The 23,615-nt window shown below is 67.5% G+C and carries 17 protein-coding genes; 5 read left to right on the forward strand and 12 right to left on the reverse strand.

The features are described 5' to 3' along the window. Positions 1-383 precede the first annotated feature (383 nt). From OHA70_RS04075 to OHA70_RS04085, 3 genes are all read right to left on the reverse strand, one after another. Positions 384-3,989 carry a CARDB domain-containing protein gene (locus tag OHA70_RS04075; protein ID WP_328328655.1) on the reverse strand — a complete coding sequence of 1,202 codons (3,606 nt, stop codon included), beginning with the start codon at positions 3,987-3,989 and terminating at the stop codon, positions 384-386. Positions 3,990-4,135: 146 nt separating this feature from the next. After that, positions 4,136-5,131, reverse strand: coding sequence for a hypothetical protein (locus OHA70_RS04080; RefSeq protein WP_328328657.1), 996 nt, complete (start codon positions 5,129-5,131; stop codon positions 4,136-4,138). Positions 5,132-5,320: 189 nt separating this feature from the next. Further along, entirely contained in the window at positions 5,321-6,148 is an 828-nt protein-coding gene (locus OHA70_RS04085) for an SAM-dependent methyltransferase (RefSeq protein WP_328328658.1), read from the reverse strand. 287 nt (positions 6,149-6,435) lie between these two features. Here OHA70_RS04085 and OHA70_RS04090 point away from each other — a divergent pair, with 287 nt between their 5' ends. Then, positions 6,436-7,872 carry a polysaccharide lyase 6 family protein gene (locus tag OHA70_RS04090; protein ID WP_328328660.1) on the forward strand — a complete coding sequence of 479 codons (1,437 nt, stop codon included), beginning with the start codon at positions 6,436-6,438 and terminating at the stop codon, positions 7,870-7,872. Positions 7,873-7,928: 56 nt separating this feature from the next. Continuing rightward, a complete protein-coding gene (locus tag OHA70_RS04095) occupies positions 7,929-8,465 on the forward strand; it encodes a dihydrofolate reductase family protein (protein WP_328328662.1) in 537 nt (178 codons plus the stop codon). Positions 8,466-8,632: 167 nt separating this feature from the next. Here the strand turns inward: OHA70_RS04095 and OHA70_RS04100 are convergent, their stop codons facing one another. Beyond that, on the reverse strand, positions 8,633-9,652 hold the full coding sequence (locus OHA70_RS04100; RefSeq protein ID WP_328328664.1) for a GntR family transcriptional regulator: 1,020 nt from the start codon (positions 9,650-9,652) through the stop codon (positions 8,633-8,635). Positions 9,653-9,936: 284 nt separating this feature from the next. Between OHA70_RS04100 and OHA70_RS04105 the strand changes: the two genes are divergently transcribed. Next, the gene (locus OHA70_RS04105; protein ID WP_328328666.1) at positions 9,937-12,207 is read left to right on the forward strand and encodes a polysaccharide lyase 8 family protein; all 2,271 of its coding nucleotides are present in this window, start codon (positions 9,937-9,939) and stop codon (positions 12,205-12,207) included. Here the strand turns inward: OHA70_RS04105 and OHA70_RS04110 are convergent. Continuing rightward, on the reverse strand, positions 12,197-12,559 hold the full coding sequence (locus OHA70_RS04110) for a YciI family protein (protein WP_328328668.1): 363 nt from the start codon (positions 12,557-12,559) through the stop codon (positions 12,197-12,199). The two genes, OHA70_RS04105 and OHA70_RS04110, sit on opposite strands and share 11 nt — an antisense overlap. Positions 12,560-12,645: 86 nt before the next feature. Here OHA70_RS04110 and OHA70_RS04115 point away from each other — a divergent pair, with 86 nt between their 5' ends. Next, a complete protein-coding gene (locus tag OHA70_RS04115) occupies positions 12,646-13,179 on the forward strand; it encodes a GNAT family N-acetyltransferase (protein ID WP_328328670.1) in 534 nt (177 codons plus the stop codon). On the opposite strand, the gene OHA70_RS04120 is transcribed toward OHA70_RS04115, so the two are convergent. Together OHA70_RS04120 and OHA70_RS04125 are read right to left on the reverse strand one after the other, a co-directional pair. Continuing rightward, positions 13,144-13,938 carry a class I SAM-dependent methyltransferase gene (locus tag OHA70_RS04120; RefSeq protein WP_328328672.1) on the reverse strand — a complete coding sequence of 265 codons (795 nt, stop codon included), beginning with the start codon at positions 13,936-13,938 and terminating at the stop codon, positions 13,144-13,146. The genes OHA70_RS04115 and OHA70_RS04120 overlap by 36 nt on opposite strands. 38 nt (positions 13,939-13,976) lie before the next feature. Then, complete coding sequence (locus OHA70_RS04125; RefSeq protein ID WP_328328674.1) at positions 13,977-14,906, reverse strand: SDR family oxidoreductase; 930 nt, start codon at positions 14,904-14,906, stop codon at positions 13,977-13,979. 97 nt (positions 14,907-15,003) lie between these two features. Here OHA70_RS04125 and OHA70_RS04130 point away from each other — a divergent pair, with 97 nt between their 5' ends. Next, complete coding sequence (locus OHA70_RS04130; RefSeq protein ID WP_328328676.1) at positions 15,004-15,672, forward strand: TetR/AcrR family transcriptional regulator; 669 nt, start codon at positions 15,004-15,006, stop codon at positions 15,670-15,672. A gap of 7 nt (positions 15,673-15,679) precedes the next feature. Here the strand turns inward: OHA70_RS04130 and OHA70_RS04135 are convergent, their stop codons facing one another. From OHA70_RS04135 to metH, 5 genes are all read right to left on the reverse strand, one after another. Further along, on the reverse strand, positions 15,680-16,531 hold the full coding sequence (locus OHA70_RS04135; protein ID WP_328328678.1) for an HAD family acid phosphatase: 852 nt from the start codon (positions 16,529-16,531) through the stop codon (positions 15,680-15,682). Positions 16,532-16,590: 59 nt separating this feature from the next. Then, on the reverse strand, positions 16,591-16,863 hold the full coding sequence (locus tag OHA70_RS04140) for a DUF4242 domain-containing protein (RefSeq protein WP_328328680.1): 273 nt from the start codon (positions 16,861-16,863) through the stop codon (positions 16,591-16,593). Positions 16,864-16,954: 91 nt separating this feature from the next. Beyond that, positions 16,955-19,474 (reverse strand): ATP-binding protein, encoded by a 2,520-nt coding sequence (locus OHA70_RS04145; RefSeq protein ID WP_328328682.1) that lies wholly within the window; start codon positions 19,472-19,474, stop codon positions 16,955-16,957. Further along, positions 19,475-19,951 (reverse strand): GNAT family N-acetyltransferase, encoded by a 477-nt coding sequence (locus tag OHA70_RS04150; protein ID WP_328328684.1) that lies wholly within the window; start codon positions 19,949-19,951, stop codon positions 19,475-19,477. A gap of 17 nt (positions 19,952-19,968) precedes the next feature. Further along, positions 19,969-23,580, reverse strand: coding sequence for a methionine synthase (metH, locus tag OHA70_RS04155; RefSeq protein ID WP_328328686.1), 3,612 nt, complete (start codon positions 23,578-23,580; stop codon positions 19,969-19,971). Positions 23,581-23,615 lie beyond the last annotated feature (35 nt).

Raw genomic sequence — 23,615 nt, forward strand, 5'->3', positions numbered from 1 at the left:
ACGGTTCGTTGCGGGGTTGCCTCCCCAAGTGGTGGGTTGCCACCTCGGATTCTCGGGCGGCAACCCACCATCTCAGGGGTCAACCCCCGAGCTGGAGCCGCCGCGGTGGTTGCTGAGGGCAACGAGCGGCCGTCGGTGCATACCTAAGTCGGTGGGCAATCTCTTACCCCGGCATGTTGGGGCCCTCGGCGAGGGTTGTGCGTGCACGGGGGTCCGGGCGGTGCCGTCGGTCGCCGGGCGATGAAGCGGTGTTCGGTGGCGGGTTTTGGTGCTGCTGGCGTGATGCTTCACGTCAGCGGCACGAATTCCTGCCAGTGGCCGGGCGGACAGGGCCGCAACCCCGGACCCGGTGGGCAGACCGGGTCCGGGGCTGGCGGATGGTGTTACTGCCCGGAGAAGACGAAGCTTGAGCCGGGTTCCTTGAGGATGTCGCCGTCGCGGGAGTTGGTGATGGTGACGTTGGAGAGGGTGGCGTTGCCGCGGGCGCCGCCCATGGCGAGGATGCCGGAGCCGTTGTTGGATTTGTCGATGCGGACTCCTGTGATGGCTACGTTCGGCATCTCGCCGCCGCCGGTTTTGAACTGGATGCCGTCGTAGGTGGAGTCGTAGATGTCGGTGTCGCGGATGGTGACGCCGGGGATCGGCAGGTTGGACGGGAACAGGGTGATCGCGCCGAACTCCTGGTCCTCGTTCCAGAACGCGCCGCCGGTGCGGTACAGGCCGTTGTTCGCGATCAGCGTCGTGCCCGAGAAGGGCAGCGGGTCGTGGTCGGTCGCGAGCATGATGCCGGGGTAGTTCATCGTGTCGTAGATCAGGTTGTTCTCGATCTTGTTGCCGTAGCCGCCGTAGATCGCGATGCCGTTGGCGCGCCAGGGCAGCTGGACGGTGTTGTTGGTGAACGAGTTGTCGTGGCCGATGTCGACCGACTGGTCCTTGACGTACTTGCTGGCCCAGACGGCCATCGAGTCGTCGCCCGTGGTCCGGAACGACGAGTTGAACACCTTGGAGTTGCGCGAGCCGTTGGCGAAGTTGATGCCGTCGGCGTAGATGTCGCGGATCCGCATCCCGCTGAGCTCAAGCCCGTCGGCCGGGCCCCAGAGGTCGGGGATGTTGTCGTAGTCGCGGCCGACCCAGACCGCGACGTTGGCGTGCTCGATCCAGACGTTGGTGATCTTGGTACCGGTACCGAACCTGCCGTTCAGTCCGACGCCGCCCTCGGCGTTGCCGTCACCACCCCGGATCCGGCCGGAACCGAAGATCGCGATGTCCGAGATCTGCGTGTTCTTGTCGATGTCGAACCCGAAGTTGCCCTCGTGCGGGTGGTTGATGCCGCCCGCGTTCTGCGGCTCGATCGTGGAGTAGAGCTGCGAGTACCACATGCCAGCGCCGCGAATGGTGACGTTGCTGATCCCGACCTGGTTGTACTGACCCCGGTTCAGCGGGTCGTCGGTGAGGATCTTCTTCTCCTGCCGCCACTGGCCGGCCGGGATCCAGACGCAGCTGATCACGCCGTTCTGGTCATCGGTGACGGCCCGCTGGATCGCGTCCGCGTCATCGATGCCGTCGCCGGCGATCGCCCCGTACTGCGTGATGCTGGTGCACCCCGCCGGCTGGGACAACGCGGGTGCGACCTGCTCGAGATCGATCATGTCGACGATGTAGTACGACGCGGTGTCACCCGAATCGCGCTGCAACTTGAACTTCGTACCAGCCGGGTAGGACTGCGAGAGCAATGCGTGCGACTCGTCGAAGAGCCGGCGCGCGTCGCCGCCCGGGGTGTTCGTCAGCGCTTCCGGCCCGTCGCTGGTGCCGTAGAGCCAGCTGTAGTGCGACGACAGGTTGAGCTTCTGCGCGAAGGTGCCGTTGACGTAGAGGCTCAGCGTCGCGTCGATGCCCTGCCCGTTGGCCGAGTCGGGGATCGAGTTGCGCACGACGATCGAGTTCGTCTGGTTGGTCGAGGTGAACTCGACGAACTGGCCGGTGGAGTTCAGCCGGACCGACTGCCGCCCCGACGATTCGGTGGCGAAGTTGGTGTGGCCGAAGGTACGGAGTGCGTCGGTACTGAGCAGCGTGCCGGTGTAGTTCGCGGCCTCAGCTTCGTACGACGTGTACGGAACCGCCGCGCCACGGCCGACGACGATCGCGCGGGACAACGAGTTGTTGGTCTCGTTCGTCTCGGCGACGGCGTTGGTCGAGTCCGCGGTAGCGGTGAGGGTCGCTCCCCCGCTGGTCGCGGTCCACGTCCCGCTGATGGCGACGTTCGAGGTTGCACCGGCCGCGATTGCTCCGGTGGCGCCGGTGAGAGTCGTGCTGCCGACGGTCAGTCGCGTAGTACTGGCTGCGGCTGATGACGTACCGCGGTTGTTGACCGCGACCGTGAAGCTGACCGGCGCTCCGACGGCCGGGTTCGGCGGGTTGGAGGTGATGCTCAGGACCTGCAGGTCAGGGCCGGGAGCCTGCGCAACCACGAGTTGAGTCGCGGCGGTGAAGGTGTTGTTGGTGTCGTTCTGCTCGACGACGGTGTTGGTCGGGTCGACGACCGCGGACACGCTGTACGTTCCTTCGGCGCGAGTACCGGCGTTGAAGGAGACCGTGGCTGACGCGCCGGCGGCGAGGGCGCCCACCGGGACGGTACCGACGACAGTGCCGCCCAGGTTGAAGTTGAGCGAGCTGGCCGGGGCCGCTGCCGTGCCGATGTTCTGTACGGTCGCCGAAAGCGTGATCGGGGTCGACTCACTCGGTGAGGCCGGGGTCCAGCTGGCCGACGTGACGACCAGATCCGGGTTCGGCGCCGGCGTACCGATCACCTGGAGTTCGGCGACCTGACCACCGGGCGCGCCGGTGTTGCTGAAGACCTGCAGCCGGAGGTCGGCGACGCGACCGGCGACCGGGATCTCGATGGTGTTGCCCGAGGCCGGGCTGAAGTCGTAGTTGGCGCGCGCCTTCAGCGTGGTGAAGGTGGTGGCGCCCTGGTCGCGGCCGAGCACCTCGATGCTCTGCGTCCGCGGACCCCAGGCCTGGTCCGGGTTGAGCTTCACGACGACCGAGCTGACGTCGGCGTTGGCGCCGAGCTTGACGGTCAGCGTCGACGGGAAACCGTTGGACTCCCAGTACGTGGCGACGTTGTTGTCGTTGGCGTTCGTCGCGACGAAACCGAAGACGGACGTGGACGCCTCGATCGGCTTGCCGTTCGCGAGGTTGGTACCACCGCCCTGGCCGGTGCGGCGGACGCGGTTGCTGTCGCCGGACTCGTTGCCGGCCGCGTCGCGGGCGCGGACGAAGTACTCGACCGTCGCCGTCGCGGGCTGCGATTCGGTGTACGTGAGCACATTGCCGGCGACCGTGGTGACGGCCGCGTTGTTGCGGTAGACGGTGTAGCCGGTCACGCCGACGTTGTCGGTCGACGCGGTCCAGGCGAGCCGGAGCTGACCGGAGCTCGGCTCGGTGAGCGCGAGGTTGCCGGGCACGGTCGGCGCCTGGGTGTCGCCGCCGGTGTCCGGGCCGTAGAGCTCGAACTCGGACAGCTGGCCGGCGGCCCAGCCGGTGTTGCCGGTGATGTTCAGCCGGACGTACCGGGTGGTCGCGGCGGGGAAAGTGATCGTGACGGTGTTGCTGCTCCCGGGCGCGAAGTTGTACCCCGCGCTCGCCACCAGGTCGGAGTACGTCGTGCCGTTGGTACTGCCCTGGACCGCCAGCGTCTGAGTGCGGGCGCCCCACGAAGCGGGCAACTTGAGAACGACCCGGTCGACCGCGACAGAGCTGCCGAGATCGGCGCGGATCCACTGCGGGAAGGCGTTGTTGGTGCTCTCCCAGTACGTGTTCTGGTTGCCGTCGCCGGCGTTGCCGACCGGGTAGTCACCCAGGGAACTGTTGGCGGTCAGGGTCTTGGTCAGAACCGCTGTGGTGGCGGCGGAGGCTGCGGGGGCGGTCGGCACGAGGCCGATGACGATCAGGGCGGCCACGACAAGGCCGCCGAGCATTCGTTTCATAGGAGTCCTCAGGGCGGAGGGGTGGGATCTCAAAGTTGCAGAGAATTGCGAGCTTTTTGCGAGACGGTAGCCAAAGGTTGCAGCCCGAATCTCTGTTCGTCAACGGCTCGTCACAGACAGAAAGAAAGAACAAAGAGGAGGTGGGGTTAGCGGACCACGAGCCCTCCGGTCAGTCGTTGCCAGCTCGACTGGTCGGACCAGAGGGAGGTGGGTGCCAGGTACGGACGGAGCAGCGCGGTCAGGCGGGGGTCGGCGCGGTTGCGGAGTTCGGCCGTGGCGAGGTACCGGGCGGTGCCGGCCAGGAGGTCGGCCAGCTGGATGCGGGGGTCGGTGCGGGAGTCGAGCATTGTGAGGCCGCGCAGGGGTTCCGGGTTCGGGGAGACCGTGCGCAGGAGTGCGCCGACCTGGGCTACCCGGTGGTGGGTGAGGGCGCTTTGCTCGTCGTGGAGGATCGTGATCGAGGAGCCGTCGGCCGTCCACAGGCGGGCGGTTTCGAAGAGCGCGGGGATCAAGGGCTCGAGCGGCGGAGGTACCGGCGAGCGGTCGTCCTGGAGTTCGGTGAGGACGTGGAACAGCTGCGGCCGGGCGTCGCGGAGCGGCTGCATCAGCGGGTCGAGCCGCTCGGAGCGCATTCCGTCGAGCGTCTGCAGGAAGTGCGCCACCCAAGGGCCGTCGATCAGGCGGTAGCGCTTGTGGCGCATCATCTCGACGAACGTGTCGAGGAACGCGCGCCACCTCGTCGCACCGAAGACGATCGGTCCGGCGCGATGCAGGGTGCGGGCGACCGGGCGCAGGTCGAGCGCGAGGCTGGTTCCGGCGGCGTACGTCGGTTCGCCGATCAGCAGGTCGACCAGGCGGGTGACGGTGAAGTACGTCTTGTCCGTGAGGTGCACGGTCGCGCGGCCGGACAACGTGCCGAGCAGCCATTCGACCGCGATCCGGTTGCGGAGGAGCTGGCTGGCCTTGTACTCCGTGGCCGAGTAGCGGTGGAATCTCGTGCGGATCAGGGCGGCGTACTCCGCCGCCTCCTCCGGCTCGAGGTGCACACCGGCGTGGGTGATGAGTTCATGGGTGGGATCGAGCATGTTCGTTCCGGTGAATCCGGACTCGTCACAGGCAATCTCGAGATGCTGCGAGGGCATGGGGCTCCCTGAGAAGGAAAAACTGCACGCTTGAGGGACCCGGCCACTGGGCAGGGTCATCGATCACGCGACCGTGTTGATTAACAGGGCGTGGATCAGTAAGCGGCAGCAGCCTTCGCAGCAGACATGCAGCCATCATCGAGGGATTGGCCGGTGATACACCAGCTATTTCATGAGAAGGTCACAGCATCAGGGCTTGCGGGCGAGGCCGGCCATGATGAGGCGGCTGGCGCCGGTGGGCGTGGCGGTCGGGGACGGCCACCATTCGCCGAGGCTGACCAGCCCGGGCTCAAGCAGTTCAAGACCTTCGAACAATGAGGCGATCTCGTCCGGGGTCCGGAACGTGACGGCCTTGAAGCCGATCCGCAGCTTCTCCTCCACACCGGTCGCGAACTCCGCCCGGACGCTGCCGTCGCGCGGGTTGCACGGGTGCGTCAGCGCGAGGTACGACCCCGAGGGCAGCGCGTCCAGGTAGCCGGAGACGATCCTGCGGGCTTCCTTGGTGTCGCGGATGTGGTGCAGTACGAGGCACTGGATCACCGCGACCGGCCGGTCGAGGTCGAGCGCGCCGGTGATGACCGGATTGGCGAGCACCGCGGCCGGATCGGACAGGTCGCCCTCGGCGAAGAAGCTGTGCCGGTCGTCGGCGAGCAGCGCCTGGCCGTGCCGGATCACCGTCGGATCGTTGTCGAGGTAGACGACCTTCGCCTTCGGGTTCACCCGGGCCGCGATCTCGTGCGTGTTGTCCGTGGTCGGCAGGCCGCAGCCGAGGTCGAGGTACTGGACCACGGCCGCCTCGCGCAGCAGCCGCTCGACCACCTCGGCGAGCCAGCGCCGGTTCGCGTGCAGCAACTCGGGCATCTCCGGCGCGACCTTGAGCACCTGCTGGGCCAGCTGCCGATCGCTCTCGTAGTTGTCCTTGCCACCGAGCAGCAGGTCGTAGATCCGAGCGTCGTTCGGCCGTTGCATGTCGACGTCCGGCCCTGTTCTGCGCCGGTCGCCGGTCCCTTCGTCCATCTCCACCCGCCCGAATCCGAAAATCGCGATTACCGGAGGCTATCGCAGCGATTCGCTCTGTACACCGCCAGCACACCCTTACCGCCGATCTGCCCTCGAACTGCCCCGGGCTGCCCCAGATCTCCTACCCTGCGGAACCTTGCTAGAACTGCGTTCCAGCCCACGGGACATCGCCCGGCGACACTCCAGCAAGCGCTTGCCGTTGGTGTTGAGGCCGCCCCAGACTGAGCCACCGGCCGGCGCAGTCGCGCCGGCCGTCCGGATCACCGCCCCGACCGGAGGACACCATGGACCGCAGGACCTTCCTGACCAGTACCGCCCTCGGCGCCGGCCTCGCCGCCGCGCTCCCCACCCTGGCCAGCGCGACCGCCACCCAGGCTCGCGCAGTACGAGTGACAACCCTCGACCAATTGCGCTCGGCGATCGCCGCCGCCAACCCCGGCGACACGGTCACCCTGGCGAACGGCACTTACGCCGTACCGTCCGGAAGGCCGATCGCGATCCAGGGCAAGCACGGCAACTCGACCGCGTCGATCGTCGTGCAGGCCGAATCGGTCGGCGGCGTGACGCTCACCGGCAGCCAGGGCTTCACGTTCGCCGACTCGTCCTGGGTGACGGTCAGCGGGTTCCGGTTCCGGCAGAGCACGATGATCGACCTGCCGACGAGCTGCACCCATCTCCGGCTCAGCCGCAACGACATCCAGCTCGCGAACACCGAAGGGCTCAACTGGCTGATGGTCCGCTCGGACTACTCGAAGGTGGACCGCAATCACTTCCACAACAAGTCGTCGCTCGGCGTCTTCCTGTGCGTCGAGGGGCTGGGCTCGGCCGGGATGGCGAAGGGCGTGCACATCCTGCGCAACTACTTCTCCGACCACACCTACGGCGGTTCCAACGGTGGCGAGCCGATCCGGCTCGGGCTGAGCGGCCGGTCCCTCAGCGACGCCGGCGCGATCGTCGAGCAGAACCTGTTCGAGCGGGCCAACGGCGACCCGGAGGCGATCTCGACCAAGTCGTGCAGCAACACCATCCGGGACAACACGGTCCGCAACAGCCTCGGCGGGATCGTGCTGCGGCACGGCAGCCGGTCGCGGGTCGAGGGCAACTTCATCCTCAACGGCACCAACGGCATCCGGATGTACGGCAACGACCACCTGGTGGTGAACAACTACGTGGAGAAGGTGACCGGCGCCGGGATCGTGCTCGGCAGCGGATCGGTCCGCGACGACAAGCCGGACGACTCCCCGGAGAGCCGCAAGGGCAACGACGCTCCGGACCGGGTGACGATCGCGCTCAACACCGTACTTTCCTGCGGTACCGCGATCGCCGGCGAGACCATGCGCACACTGCCGCCGTTGGGCTGCACGATCTCCGACAACCTTCTGGTGGGTGACTCGGGGCGTCAGCTCGTCGACATGCCGTACCAGCAGGGCATCACCTGGTCGGGCAACCTGCTCTGGGGCGCTGCCGGCAACGGCAATATCCCCGCGTCGGGCTTCAGCCGCAAGGATCCGTTGCTGGCAACGGGCTCCGACGGAGTCCGTCGGCTGACGTCTTCGAGCCCAGCGATCAACGCCGCTAGCAAGACGTACTCGACCGTCACCCGGGACCTGGACGGCAATCCCCGCTCAGGTCGCGCCGACACCGGTGCGGACGAATACAGCACGGCCACACCGACCAATCGGCCCCTCAACCCCGCCGACGTCGGGCCGCAATCTGCCTGAAGCGATGAGTTTTCCAGGGGTCGCTCGTCTCTATGGCGACGACTCTTGGAGGAACCATGGCAAAAGTGCTCTACGCGGTGACGATGTCGCTGGACGGCTTCATCGCCGGCCCTGCTGGTGACATGCAATGGATGACCCCGTACCTCGGGCCGAATCCCGAGGTACGGGACTTGATCGGGCAGATCGGCTCGCTGCTGGTCGGCCGGCGGACCTTCGACGGTGACGACCCGCACAAGGGCGACCCCGGCGAGGGCAAGGCGTTTGGCGGTGGGTGGGACGGTCCGCAGTACGTCATTACCCACCGCCTCCGGCCGAGCGCAACCGACCTGTACTTCGTGGATGACTTCGCGAGCGCGTTGGCACAGGCGAAGGAGGCCGCGGGCGACAAGTACGTGAACGTGCTCGGCGCGGACATCGCGCGGCAGTGTCTGGAAGCGGGCGAGCTGGACGAGGTACTGACCTGCATCGCGCCGGTCATGCTCGGCGACGGCGTCCGCCTCTTCGAGCACCCGGGCGGACGGACGGTGAAGCTCGAACGACTCAGCACTACTGAGGTACCGCTGGCGACAAACCTGTGGTTCAAGGTCGTCTGACAAGTTAGCTTCGGCCCATATCGCTCGACGCGGGTCTCCGCAGATCGAGCACCTGGACGAACTGCCGCTCGATCTGCGGCAGCGTCATCCCGCCATGGAGCTGGGCGACGACGGCTTCTGGCACCTCCCAGGCGATCCCATCCCGCTCCTGCTCACCTGCCAGGCGGTCAAGCCGGCCCGGTCGATTCCCTGACGACGAGTCGCGGCACGAGCGACACCTGCCGGCGCGGCGCATCCGCGTCGGCCAGCCGCGCGCGCAGCAACTCCACCGCGATCCGCCCAACCTCAAGTTTTGCAGGGGAAACCGCCGTCATCGGCACCTCGGACAGATCGGCGACCTCATCGTCATTGCTGATCACCGACAATTCCCCCGGTACTTCGATACCGCGAGCAAGCGCCGCATTGAGTAGCACCGTAGCCTCCCGGTCGGCGAAGCAGATGACCGCAGTCACCCGCTGGCGCTGTACCTCATCGAGGAACTCATCAGCGGCGGAGTTGCTCCAGCGCTCACGCGAATCGATCAGCACCGGTACGTCACCAAGCCCGGCCCTGACCTGCGGAGCCGTATGCGGGCTGACGCGTTCCAGATAAGCGATCCGGGTATGCCCGAGCCCACGCAAATGCCTGAGCGCCGCCCGCGCCCCCGCCGCATGATTGGTCCCGACGAACTCGTGCACCGTCGCCGGATCCTCTAAGCCGCGCTCGACCAGCACGATCGGCAGGTCCAAATCCTCCAGCTCCTGAACCCCTGATGGACCGTCCGGCGCGAGGATCAGCCCGGCCGCGCCCGCACCGATCAGACCGTCGACCGCCAGCCGCTCCTCGGCGCTGTCCCACTCGGTACTGCGCAACAGCATCTGCGCACCCTGCTTGGCCAGCTCCCGCTCGATCCCGACGATGATGCGCGGGTAGTAGTACGTCATCGACGGCACCGCGACCCCGATCAGCGGTCCGGTCTCGTTGGTCGCGATATACATCCCCGAGCCCTGCCGCCGGTAGACCAGCCCGTCCTGCACCAGCAGGTCGACCGCCCGGCGCACGGTGTTGAGACTGACCCCTTGCTCACCGGCGATCTGCTGCTCGGTCGGCAACTTCCCGCCCGGCCACCGCAGCTCGGCGATCCCCCGCCGCAACTCCTCCGCGAGATGCCGGGCCTTCTGCCCCCGCACCGCCTCCGACGCACTCATGCACGGACTCTACCTGGAAATTCATTAGCATGAATCTATTGACGGAAGGAATGACTTCCCAGAGACTCATGCGAACGGGGGTCGCTCCTCGTCCCGTGCAGTCGCGAGCAGGTGCTCGGTGCGGTAGCTCGGCGTGCTGGAGTGAAGGCCTCGATGTTTTTCCATCGTGGCCTTTGCTCCAGTGCGGCGAGGTGCCGTGCCGAGTGCCGCGCAGCACGCACGGGGCGAGGAGCGACCCCCGCTGCCCTCCTCAGTGATCCCGCCTCTCTGAAGGAACCTCCGCCATGCTGAAACGTCGTACGTTCCTGGCCGCCGGCACCGCTACCCTCGCGGCGATGCACCTCCCCAGCACCGCCTTCGCCGCCCCCGCTGACTTCGCAGCGCTGCGGGCCAAGTGGGTCGCCGACCTGACCGGTGGCGCGTCCATCGACCCCACCGACCCCGACTACGCCGCAGCGCTGACCCGGCTCGACACCGGGGTCAACGCATCGCTGGCCAAGCTCGACCGCACCACCGGCCGCAAGACCGTCTTCACCGACTACCCGCTCAACCAGGACCCGTCGATCGCCAACACCTACGTCCGCCTGGAGCAGTTGGCGACCGCCTGGGCCACTCCTGGTTCGGCGTACCACGGCAACGCTTCCCTGCTCGCAGACATCCAGGCCGCGCTCGAGTCGATGGACCAGCTGATCTACAACCCCAGCACAGCCGAGTTCGGCAACTGGTGGTCGTGGGAGATCGGCGCCACCCGCCCCCTCGCCAACACGCTGGTCCTCCTGTACTCCGAACTCCCACCAGCAACCCGTGAGCGCTACTGCGCCGCCATCGACCACTTCGTCGCCGACCCGTACTGGATGTTCCCGCCCGAGCGCAAGGTCCTCTCCACCGGAGCGAACCGGGTCGACCTCTGCCAGGCGATCATCGTCCGCGCCCTCATCACCGACGACGAGGCGAAGCTGACCCACGCCCGCGACGGCCTCAGCGACACCTGGCAGTACGTCACGACCGGCGACGGCTTCTACCGCGACGGCTCGTTCGTCCAGCACACCTGGGTCGCCTACACCGGAACGTACGGTCATGTCCTGCTCAGCGGCATCGGCAAACTCCTTGCCCTGCTGGCGAATTCACCCTGGCAGGTGACCGACCCGAAGCGCCAGATCCTCTTCGACTCCGTCGCGAAGGCGTACCTTCCGGTCGTCCACGACGCACGGATGATGGACTTCGTCCGCGGCCGCGCGGTCTCCCGGTTCAACGCCTCCGACCACAACGACGGCTACACCGCGGCCGAAGCGATCCTGCGCCTCGCGGCCGGGGTCGACACCGCGCTGGCCACTCAATGGCGGTCCGCGGTGGCCGGCTGGCTGCAGCGCGACACCTACGGCAACATGTTGTCGGGGGCAACGATCCCGCGAGTGGCCCTGGTGAAGTCGCTCAGCGGCATCACCCCGGCGCCCGAGCGCGACGGGCACACGCTGTTCGCCAGCATGGACCGCTCGGTGCATCGCCGCTCCGGCTGGGCGTACTCGATCTCGATGGCCAGCCGCCGGATCACGTACTACGAATGCGGCAACGGCGAGAACGAGCTGGGCTACCACACCGGCTCCGGCATGACGTATCTCTACGACAAGGACAACGGCCAGTACGCCGATGCCTTCTGGCCGACTGTCGATCGCACGCGGCTGCCCGGCATCACAGTGGACAAGCTCCCACTACCCCCGAAGGCCGGCGGCGAGTGGGGCGCACTCCGCCCCACCACCGCATGGGCTGGCGGCAGCACGCTCGACGGCTATGCAGCGGTCGGCCAAGACCTCCAGGGCCCGGCCTCTCCCATGAGAGCCCGCAAGTCCTGGTTCTGCCTCGACGAGTACGTCGTAGCGCTAGGCGCCGGCATCACGGGCACTAGCGGCTATCCGGTCGAGACAGTGATCGAGAACCGCAACCTGCACAGCACTGGCACCAACGCCCTGACAGTGGACGACGTGCGGAGGGTCCCCGCGCTAGGTGACTCGGCGACGGTCAGCAATGCCAGGTGGGCGCACCTGGACGGCGTAGGCGGGTACATCTTCCCCAGCGGCTCGACCCTGCAACTCCGCCGCGAGGAACGGACGGGCTCCTGGCACGACATCAACACCGGAGGTCCCCCCACGCCAATCACTCGTCGCTACCTGACCATGTGGCAGGACCATGGCGTCAACCCGAGCGGATCGGCGTACAGCTATCTAGTAGCACCAGGAGCCTCGGCAGCCCGGACCAAGCAGCTGTCAAAGGCCTCCGGCGTGCTGGTACTGCGCAACACGGCGGCGGTGCAGGCAGTGACCAGCATGCCGCTCAGCCTGACCCTGATGAACTTCTGGCAACCCGGCCAAGTCGGCGACTTCCAGGCAGACACCCCCTGCTCAGTGATCGCCCGGATCCGTGGCCGCAACGTGGAGCTGGCCGTCTCCGACCCGACCCAACTCGCCACCACCATCCACCTGACCTTCCGCGGCAAGAAGCTCACCGTCGACGTCAGCGGAGCGGCCGGCGCAACCCGCTATCTGACACTCAGCATCTGAAATCGAGGCCCGAGCTGCCCATGATCGGGCGGATCTCCACGGCCAGGCCGTCGATCCGTACGTCGGGAAGCAGGCCGGCCAGTTCGACCGCACGCTCCAGATCGTCGACGTCAACGAGGTAGTACCCACCCATGTAGTCCTCCCGCGAAGGCGCGGCCGCCACCTCTGGCCGGCCGCGCCTACTGCGGATCACCGTGCTCCGCGACGGATCAGCGAGCGCCTGCGTACTGACCAGCTCGCCGGCCTCGGACGCGATCCGCTCGAACTCGCCGCGCCCGGCGTCCACGGCCTCCCTCTGCCCGGTCGTCAACTGCACCCCGGCATCGACCTGCAGAACCAGCAGGTACTTCATCGGCCTCCTCCGTCCCGGTCCGCCCGTCGCGGCCCTCACCACAAGGACGAGGCCGAACGGCCCTTCTTGACATCCATACTTGGTGGATGATCACGACCGAACGACTGGAGCTGCGGTACTTCCGCCCCGAGGACGCGGAGGCCTTCTCCGCCTACCGGTCGGTGCCCGAGGTGGCCCGCTTCCAGTCCTGGAACGCGCCCTTCGGCCTCGAGGAGGCGCAGGCGAAGGTCGCGAGCTTCGCGGACGGCGATCCGTTGCAGCCGGGCTGGTTCCAGTACGCGATCGCGCTCGACGGGCTGCTGATCGGCGACATCGGGCTGAACACCTTCGACAACCTGATGCAGGCCGACATCGGCTACACGCTTGCCCAGGAGCACCAGGGCAAGGGCTACGCGACCGAGGCGGTCGGCGGGCTGCTCCAACACCTCTTCGTCGACCGCGATCTGCACCGGGTCTCGGCGGAGGTCGACGCACGCAACGTCGCGTCGGCACGTCTGCTGGTACGACTCGGCTTCCAGCAGGAGGGATTCAGGCCGGAGAACACCTGGTTCAAGGACGAGTGGACCGACGACCTGTTGTTCGGCTTATTGCGCAGCAACTGGCGACGTACCGCGGGCTGACCAAGCGCGTGCCGTGAGCTCGATGGAGCCGTCCGGGTTGGTCGGCAGCCGCGACTCCACCAGATGCCGGATCGCTGTCTGAGTGTCGGGATGAAGGCTGCGGAGATAAGCAGGTCCGGGCCCTTGACCACCGAGGAACGGCGTCCAGTAAGCATTGAAGGACTCGAACACGGTCGGTACGACGATCGCGCGGGTCTCGATGTCGCTGAAGCCGGCCTCGGTGAGCAGCCCTTCGAGCCCGGCAGGATTGCAGAACGGGAAGGCCCGCCCTTCGTCCCGCTCCCGATCCGCCGGTACGAGGTCGCCCGCCGCCTCCCAGAAGTACCGCATCAACTGCATGCCATCGGCGTAGTCCCACACGTAGACAGCGACCGTCCGGCCGAGCTCCCGCATCCGGCGCAACGCATCCACCCGGTCCGGGATGAAGTTGAGCACCAGCCCGGCCACCACCACGTCGACCGCCCCACCGATCGCCTCGCTGCTCAGCTCCCCCGCCGGCAACACCTCGAAGCGCGCTCGCTCATCCTTCACAGCACTCCGGGCAAACCCGACGAAGCCCTCCGACGGATCCACCCCGACCACTGCACTCGGCTCTGCCTGGGCAAGGACCGCCGTCGTCAACGCCCCGGTCCCGCAGCCCACGTCGAGCCAGCGCAGTCCCTCCGGCTGGTCCAGCCACTCCACGAACTCCTTGGCCACCAGCCGGCTCCACCGCCCGACGTACGACTCGTAAATCTCGCCCTGCGACCACTGGCTCATCTCCGCACCATAGGTTGCTTGGGCTCGCCCAGCCAGGCTCAAGCGACCCTGCTGGGCAGTGAAACTCCGGTGAGGCGCTCGGCCTCGAGCCAGAGCCGCGCATTGGTCTGCTCGTCGAGCGATCGGCGCGGAGACTTGGCGACCTTCGTCGGACCGACCATCCCGAACCAGTTGCTCGGACCGTAGTACGCGCCGGCGGTCGCCTCGGGACTGGTCGCCGCGTACAGCAACGGCTCGGCACCTTGCTGGACCTCCTGCGACGGGAGCGGGTTGAACCGCTCGAAGAACCTCACCAGCAAAGGCGTCTTGTCCAGGCCGAGGCTCGGGCCGGTGGACTGGAGATTGGTCCTGGTGAAGCCCGGGTGGGCGGCGTTGCTGATCAGGTTCCAGCCACGCTCCCGGGCGATCGCCGCGAGCTGGTGCGAGAACATCAGGTCGGCCAGCTTCGACTGCGCGTACGACGTGGTGGAGCGATAGCTCTGCTCCCATTGGAGATCGTCGAAGTGGATGCGGCCGAAGTTCGCCGCCCCGCTGCTCATCGTCGCCACGCGGGGCGCGGGCGCGGCCAGCAGCAACGGGAGCAGCCGCAGCGTCAGCGCGAACGGGCCGAGGAAGTTGCTGCCGAACTGCAGCTCGAAGTCGTCGGAGGTGGTCATCCGCGACGGCGGGGCCATCACGCCGGCGTTGTTGACAAGCAGGTCGATCGGTTTGCCGTCCGCGATCAGCCCGTCGGCGAACTCGCGGACCGAGTCGAGGTCGGCCAGGTCGATCCGGCGAACCTCCAACTGCGCCTCCGGGTACTGCGCCAGGATCTCCGCGCGGGCGGCCTCGCCCTTCGACGGAGTCCGGACCGCCATCACGATCCGCGCGCCGGCGCCGGCCAGCCGCCGGACCGTCTCCTTGCCGGTACCGCTGTTCGCGCCGGTCACCACTGCGTACTTGCCGGTCTGGTCCGGGACGTCGTACATGAGCTGCTCCTTCGTAAAAGACTGCCGGTCTGTTACGAACGAAGCTATCAGACCGCTGGTCTGATGACAACAGACCAGCGGTCTGTAGACTGTGACCATGACGACTTTCCAGCGGGCCCGCAGCGAGGAGCAGCGTGCCGTCCGGCGGCAGGCCATCCTCGAAACCGCCGCGGCGATGCTGGCCGAGATGCCCGTCGCGCAGCTCAGCCTGAACGAGCTGAGCCGCCGCGTCGGCCTGGCGAAGTCGAACGTGCTGAACTACTTCGACTCCCGCGAGGCGGTCCTGCTGGAGCTGCTCGACGCCGAGACGCGCGAGTGGATGGACCAGTTCGACGCGGAGCTGACCGCGACCGTCGACTTGGCAGCGTCGGTCGACGACCGCGCCGGCGTACTGGTCGACGCGATCGTCACGACGCTGGAGTCACGGCCGATGCTGTGCGCCTTGATCAGCGCGCAGGCTGCCGTACTCGAGCACAACGTCTCCGTCGAGGTCGCTGCCGCGTTCAAACGCAGCTCGATCGCGAACTACGGCGTGATGATCCAGCAGGTCCTCGCCCGGCTCCCCGAACTCGGCGAGGACGGCGCCGGCCGGCTGCTCGCAGCAACCGTGATGCTCACCGGCGTCGTCTGGACCCACGCCCACCCGTCGGCCGCGATCATCGCCGTCTACGAGTCAGACCCCGAGATCGCGGCCTTCCGGATCACCTTCGCCCCCGCCCTCCGCGAGTCTCTGCGAACGGTGCTGGTCGGCGTCCTTCCCCGCTAGCAGTGGATCAGGGCAGGTAGTAGTTCGGGTTCGGCAGTTTGAAGGTGCGGTCGGCATAGCCGCCCTTGAGGTCGCTGAACTGGTCGCCGAAGTTGGCGACGATGTCGTAGCCGAGGGACTCGATGTGAGCCCGGGTGGCCGACTTGTAGTGGATCGTCGTGCAGGAGCCGTTCGGGTCGGCGGCGCAGGCGGTCTTCAGGTACGCCGGGTAGTCCGCGACGGCCGGCTTGGTGAACAGGCCGTCCTCGCCGTTGCGCAGACCGGTCGGCTTCGGGTAGCCGGCGTCGACGCCGACACCGTCCTCGGTCAGGTTGCCGAGGGTCGCCTGCTCCTGGGCCGCACCGCGCCCGGTCAGGAAGAAGATCGCGTAGCCCTCACGCTCGGCCGACTTCACCAGGTCGACCATGCCCGGTACCGCCGGGAAGCGCTGCTCGGTCACGAAGGTGCCGTTGGTCCCGGGGTTGAACGCCCAGTTGCTGGCGATCTCGTAGTTCCAGGTCGCCAGCGACGTGTCGTCGACATCCAGCAGGATCGCCTTGGTACCACGCGTGTGGTGCCGCCCGGCCAGGAACCGGGTGCCGTCCTTGGCGACCGACTTGGCCTCCTTGGCATAGTTGCTGTCCGCCCCGAAGGTGCCGGTGCCGAGCGGGTCACCGTAGTAGTTGCGGAGCTGCTGCCGCAGTACGTCGATGTTGGTGACCTGCTTCTCGGACCGCGGCGTCGACGTCTGGATCGCCGGCTGCTGGGTCGCCACCCCGGCGGAGTACGCCACCCCGCCGGCCACGGAGGCAACGGCGAGAGTGGCGACCCCGGTGAGGACCAGCCGGCGCGACGGAAGGCGCCAGGAACGCTTGACCATGATTTCTCCCAAGTACGGGCTCAAATGCTTGCAAAAGCAAACTAACCCTGGGAGAGCCGTCAGTGGTAGAAGTACGGGTCGAGGACGCGGACCTCGGTGATCTTGGTGACCGGGAGGCCGTTGGTCTCGGCCGCGCTGCGGATCGCTTCCGGCGACGGGCCGTCGTACACGCAGTACGTCGTCTTGTGGTCCGGTGACACGTAGGAGTGCACCCAGGTGACCTCGTGCTGCGCGTTGCCGTCGACAACGTTCAGGCACGACTTGGCGCCGCGGTCGTCGGTCGGGATGGACAGGCCCTCGGGAAAGTTGCGTTCCACCAGGTAGCGGTTCATGAGTAGTGCCTTTCTTCGGTTCGGAGGCGCCGTTCGCCTCCCACGAAGAACTCTGCCGGGCCGCGGCCGCCCGGCCATCGGGAGCAGCTCCCTATGTTCGGGTCCCCAGCTCCCTATCTTGGGCGCGCACCCACTCGGCTGCTTCCTGCCGCGACGCTACGCCGAGCTTGCCGAGGATCGACGACACATGGTGATCGACCGTCTTCGGAGAGATGTGCAGGCGGGCGCCGATGTCGACGTTGCGGAGGTCCTCGGCCAGCAGGGCCAGTACTTCGGTCTCGCGGTCGGTCAGGTGCGCAGGGTTCTCGCGGGTGGTCCCGCGCGGGCGCCGGGGCAGGCGCTGGATGCCGCTCTCGCGCAACTGCTTCGCGACGATTTCAGCCGCAGGCCAGGCACCAAGCTGCTGCAGCCCGAACAGCCCGTCCACCTGTTGCTCAGGGTCGTCGCTGGCAGCCAGGGCCAGCGCAGCTTCGTACGGGCAGCCGAGCTCCATCCACCCGTCCCCAGTCAGATAAGGCCGAGCGACGTACTCCGGTAGGTCCGTCTCGACTCCCCCGAGCCGCAGCAGCCCGGCCAGCTCCCCCACCGCCCACGGATGCTTCAGCACCAACGCCTGCTCATAGGTCTCAGCGACGAACCCCTCGATCAGCTCAGGACGGCCAGTAAGCCAAGCGTTCTCCGCCAGCGCCGCAGCGGCCGGCCACAACCGCTGCAGATCCCCTGTCTGTACTGCGAGTTGCCACCCCCGCTGCAATGGCGTCTCCGCGTCCGGGTCCCCACGTCGGGCCCGAAGCCGGCCGAGTACGACATTGGCCACGATGTACGACGGCACGTGTTGGGTATGCGCAACGAGCACCTCAGCCGCCTTGGCACCTGCAGCAGTCCAATGCCCCTGCTCGAACAGGCTCCGCGACTGCCATGCCTGCACGTAGCTCCCGGATGCGTCCAGGTCGCGGTCTGAGCAGTACTCGGTGGCCGCTGCGAGCCAGTGGTCGGCCAACTCGTACTGGCGAACCTCTCCGGCACCGGACCCGAGATTCGTCATCGCCGAGGCGACGCCCATCTGGTCACCGGCTTCGACCGCCGCGTCGAGACTGGCCGACAAGACCTCGACCGCCCGCTCAGGATCGGTCAGCCAGTGCGCACTGCCGACTGCATTGAGTGCACGGCCGAGTGCTTGGGCGTCACCGAATTGCTCGGCATAGGCGGCCGCCTTGGTCCCGAGGACGATCGCTCCGGGCATGTCCCGGCCGAGCATGAGCAACCTGGCCAGGGCCGCGTACGCCATGGCTAGCCCGGGTCCCGGAGTACCGGCTTCGAGCAGGGCGACTGCTGCGCGCGCGATCGCGTGGGCCTCGGTATTGCGGCCCGCCTTCCACAGCACATGCGAGCAGCGAGCCATTACCGTGCCCTGCTTGTCGACCTCTCCCAGTGACGCCCAGAGCTCAGCAGCTCGCTCCGATGCCTTGACCGACTCGGCCAGGTATCCGCTGTTGTCACAGGCCTCCGCGTTGTCTCTCCACAACGCGGCCTGTACCTCCACAGGTGCTCCACTGGCATGCCGCAGTGCCCGCGCGTAGTGCTCGGCCGCCTGCCGATAAGCGCCGACCTCTGCAGCTTTCCGGCCGGCCAGGGGTGCGTACTGCAGAGCTGCAGCACGGTCCCCGGCCGCCTCTGCGTGGTACGAGAGCCGTGCCGGGTCTACCTCCTCCACTCCAACCAGGTAGTCCAACACCTGCCCATGCAGCACAGACAGCCGCACAGCCGGTACGTCGGACTCGATCGCCCGCCTGGCCAGCTCATGCCGGAAGCGGACAGTCTGCCCTTCCAGCAGGAGCATCCCGGACTCGATGCACTCCTCAACGCCCTTACCTGCAAGGGCAAGCTCAGCCCGGTCCGGCACCAGGGAGACGATGTCTAGTACCGCCCGAGCCTCGCGCCCGAGTCGAGCCGCTCTGGCCAGTACTGCGTCCCGCACTGTGGCCGGTAGCTCTTCACTGGGCGCACTGAGCGCCTCTGTGACGAAGAACGGGTTGCCGTCCGTCACTGCGAACAACTGGTCGGCGTTCAAGCCCAGTGGTTCAGCCAGCTCGGCCACTGCCGCCGGAGACAGCGCAGGTACTTGGAGCCGGTGTACTGGTCGGGCGGTGGCCAGGTCGCCGAGGACGCGGCGCAGTGGGTGGTCGCGGCCGACCTCCTCCGAGCGGTAGGTGACGAGGACGAGCGCGGGCAGCTCGTCGATGCGGCGGCCGACGAAGAGCAGCAGGTCGAGGGTTGCCTCGTCGGCCCAATGCACGTCCTCGACGACCGTCACCGACGGTCCGGCGGCCAGCAGGTCGAGGAATCCGGTGAAGAGTGTGTGCCGGTCGGCTCCTGACGCCAGCAGGGCGGTCAGTGCGGAGTCTTGGCTCGACCTGGCGATGTCATGCATCGGACCAAGCGCTCGAGGCGTACCGAGCGCATCGCAGAAGCCGTAGCGGACCAGGGGTTGGTCGGCGCAGAAGGCCCGGACGAGTGAGGTCTTGCCGATTCCGGCCTCGCCGGAGACGAACACCATCGCTCCGGGCTCGATCTCCCGGAGCGTTGCGAGCTGCGCCTCACGCTCGAGCATTCAGACCGTTTTCACATACCGGTGGCACGGCACTGGGATGGGTCCGTCGTCCGTGGTCGCCGGGTAGTCGAAGGCGCCCGCGTCCGCCCAACCGCTGCGTTCGTAGAAGCGCCGGGCTCGTGCGTTGCCGGTCGCGACCGCGAGCCAGGCCTCATCATGCCCGTTGGCCTTGACCTGCCGCTCGGCCTCGGCGATCAGCGTGCCGGCGATCCCTGAGCCGCGATGCTCGCCGGATACGTAGACCTGCTCGACCTCATCGCCGACCACCATCACGAAGCCGGCCACTTGGTCCCCGGCCAGCGCCACTGTGGTGTCGGGGATCCGAGCCGGCACCCGTTCCCAGAACGACTCCTTGGTACGGATCGCGACCAGCTCGTCCGGCACGTTCCCGAGATGGCCGTCGCCCCACCCGGAGTACCAGATGGAGGCGATCGCGTCGGCATCTCCCGCAGTCGCGGCCCGCAGCGTGACAGTCATCCCGTCACTGTAAATCCTCAGTCCGGGTCGTAGGCCAGGTTCGGGCGGAGCCAGCGTTCCAGTTCCGCCAGCGGCATGCCGCGTCGCTCGGCGTAGTCGGTGACCTGGTCCTTGCCGACCCGTCCGACGCTGAAGTACTTCGCCGCCGGGCTCGCGAAGATCAGGCCGCTGACCGCCGCGGCCGGTGTCATTGCGTACGACTCCGTCAGGCCGAGGCCGAGCTGGTCTGCCTCGAGCAGCTCGAAGAGCAGTTCCTTCTCGCTGTGGTCCGGGCTCGCCGGGTAGCCGAGGGCCGGCCGGATGCCGCGGAAGCGCTCCGCGTGCAGGTCCTCCAGCAACGGCTCCGCGTCGGGCTCGAACCAGCCCTTGCGGGCCTCCAGGTGGATCCACTCGGCGAACGCCTCGGCCAGCCGGTCGGCCAGCGCCTTGACCATGATCGCCTTGTAGTCGTCCTGCTGCGCCTCGTACTTCGCCGCCAGCTCCTCCGCGCCGTGGATCGCCACAGCGAACCCGCCGAGGTGATCACCCTTCGGCGCGATGTAGTCCGACAGGCAACGGTTCTCGCGACCCGCCGGCTTCTCTGTCTGCTGGCGGAGCATCGGGAAGGACGCATCCAGGTCGTCGAGGATGATGTCGTCGCCCTCGCTGTGCGCCTTCCAGTACGCGTAGGCACCCTTCGCGGTGAACGACCCGTCGGCGATGATCTGGTCGAGCATCGCGTTCGCGTCGTCGAACAGCTCCCGCGCGACCGGCTGCTCCAGGATGGCCGGGTACTTGCCCTTCAACTCCCAGGCCAGGAACAGGAACTGCCAGTCGACCATCGCCCGCAGCGTCTCGATGTCCGGTGCTACCCGGCGTACGCCGATGAACTCAGGGACCGGGATCTCGCCGTAGTCGACGACTTCCCGATTCGCCCGGGCGGCCTCGACCGTCAGCATTGGTTTGCGCTGCTTGTTCGCGTGCTGCTCGCGGAGGATCTCCTGAGCGGCACGGTTGCTCACGGCAAGCTCTTCGGCGCGATCGTCGTCGAGCAGATCGGAGACCACGCCGACCACCCGGGACGCGTCCAGCACGTGCACCGTCGTGTTCTCGTACGCCGGTGCGATCCGTACCGCCGTGTGCTGCTTCGACGTGGTCGCACCGCCAACCAGCAAAGGAAGTTTGAGCCCGCGCCGGTCCATCTCGGCGGCGACGGCAACCATCTCGTCGAGCGACGGCGTGATCAGCCCGGACAGCCCGACGACATCGGCGCCCTCGGCAACGGCCGTGTCGAGGATCCTTGCCGCCGGCACCATCACGCCGAGGTCGATCACCTCGTAGTTGTTGCAACCGAGCACGACGCCGACGATGTTCTTGCCGATGTCGTGCACGTCGCCCTTGACCGTCGCGAGCACGACCTTGCCCTGGCCGCGGACGTCCTCGGTGCGGCCCTCCTGCCGGGCCAGCTCCTTCTCGGCCTCCATGAACGGCTCGAGGTAGGCGACCGAGCGCTTCATCACCCGCGCGCTCTTCACCACCTGGGGCAGGAACATCTTGCCCGCGCCGAACAGGTCGCCGACGATCTTCATCCCGTCCATCAACGGGCCCTCGATCACCTCGAGCGGCCGCTTGCGGGTCAGCCGGGCCTCTTCGGTGTCGTCCTCGATGAAGTCCACGATGCCGTGGACGAGCGCGTGCGACAGCCGCTCCTCGACGGTGCCCTCGCGCCAGGTCAGGTCGACCTCACGCTGGGTGCCCTTGCCCTTCACGTTCTCGGCGAAGCTGACCAGCCGGTCGGTGGCGTCGTCGCGCCGGTCGAAGATGACGTCCTCGACCAGCTCCAGCAGGTCGGCCGGGATGTCCTGGTAGACCGCAAGCTGGCCGGCGTTGACGATTCCCATGTCCAGACCGACCTGGCCTGCGTGGTAGAGGAAGGCCGAGTGCATCGCCTCACGGACGATGTCGTTGCCGCGGAACGAGAACGACAGGTTCGAGATACCGCCGCTGATGTGAACGCCCGGACAGCGCTGCTTGATCAGCGGCAGCGCCTCGATGAAGTTCTTGGCATAGCCGTTGTGCTCGGACATACCGGTCGCGACGGCCAGTACGTTCGGGTCGAAGATGATGTCCTCGGGCGGGAAGCCGATCTTCTGCGTCAGCAGGTCGTACGCGCGGCCGCAGATCTCCACCTTGCGCTCGACGGTGTCGGCCTGGCCCTGCTCGTCGAAGGCCATCACCACCGCGCCGGCGCCGTAGTCGCGGATCCGCTGGGCGCGTTCGAGGAACTCCTCCTCGCCCTCCTTCAGGCTGATCGAGTTGACCACGCCCTTGCCCTGCACGCACTTGAGCCCGGCCTCTAGTACCGACCACTTCGAGCTGTCGATCATGATCGGGATCCGGGCCACCTCGGGCTCGGTCGCGACCAGGTTGAGGAAGGTCGTCATCGCCTGCTCGCTGTCGAGCAGGTCGGCGTCCATGTTCACGTCCAGCAGGTTCGCGCCACCGCGGACCTGCTCCAGCGCGACGTCGACCGCGGCCTGGTGGTTGTCGGACTCGATCAGCCGGCGGAACCGCGCCGACCCGGTCACGTTGGTGCGCTCACCGATCATCACGAACCCGGTGTCCGGCCCGATCGAGAACGGCTCCAGCCCGCTGAAGCGGGTCTGCTCGGACGGCGGGGCGACCACGCGCGGGGCCATCCCCTTGACCGACTTCGCGATCTCGGCGATGTGGGCAGGCGTCGTACCGCAGCAGCCGCCGACGATGTTGACCAGGCCGGACTCCGCGAACTCCTGGAGCATCCCGGCCGTCTCGTCCGGCGTCTCGTCGTACCCGCCGAAAGCGTTCGGCAGGCCGGCGTTCGGGTGCGAGGCGACGTAGGTGTCGGCGAACCGGGCGAGGTCGGCCACGTGCGGACGCATCTCGGCGGCGCCGAGCGAGCAGTTCACGCCGACGACGAGCGGCTTGGCGTGCTCGACGGAACTCCAGAACGCCTCGACGGTCTGGCCGGACAGGGTGCGGCCGGAGAGGTCGACGATGGTGACCGAGATCCACAGCGGCAGCTCGGGCGCGACCTCGCGGGCGGCGGCGATCGCGGCCTTGCAGTTCAGGGTGTCGAAGATCGTCTCGATCAGCAGCAGGTCGACGCCGCCCTCTTTGAGCGACGAGATCTGCTCGGCGTACGAGTCGCGGACCTGCTCGAACGACACCGCCCGGTACGCCGGGTCTTCGACGCGCGGGGACAGCGACAAGGTGACGTTCAGCGGGCCGATCGAGCCGGCGACGAACTTGCCACCGGCCTCGTCGGCGGCCTGCCTGGCCAGGCGTGCGCCGGCGAGATTCATCTCGCGCACCAGGGACTGCAGACCGTAGTCAGCCTGCCCGATGCTGGTCGCGGTGAAGGTGTTCGTGGTGGTGATGTCGGCGCCGGCATTCAGGTACTGCCGGTGGACGTCCAGGATGACGTCCGGGCGCATCAGGTTGAGCAGATCCGGATCGCCGGTCACGTCGTGGGTGTGGTCGACGAAGCGGTCGCCGCGATAGTCCTCGGGCGACAACTTCGCGCCCTGGAGCATCGTGCCCCAGGCGCCGTCCAGCACCGCCACCCGCTGGTCCAGCAGGTTCCGTAACTCGGTCTGACGATCCGTCACCGTCGGCCACCTCCAGAAGAGTTTCCGGAGGCGCC

The organism is Kribbella sp. NBC_00382 (assembly GCF_036067295.1).
In the GTDB taxonomy this organism is placed as follows: Bacteria; Actinomycetota; Actinomycetes; order Propionibacteriales; family Kribbellaceae; genus Kribbella.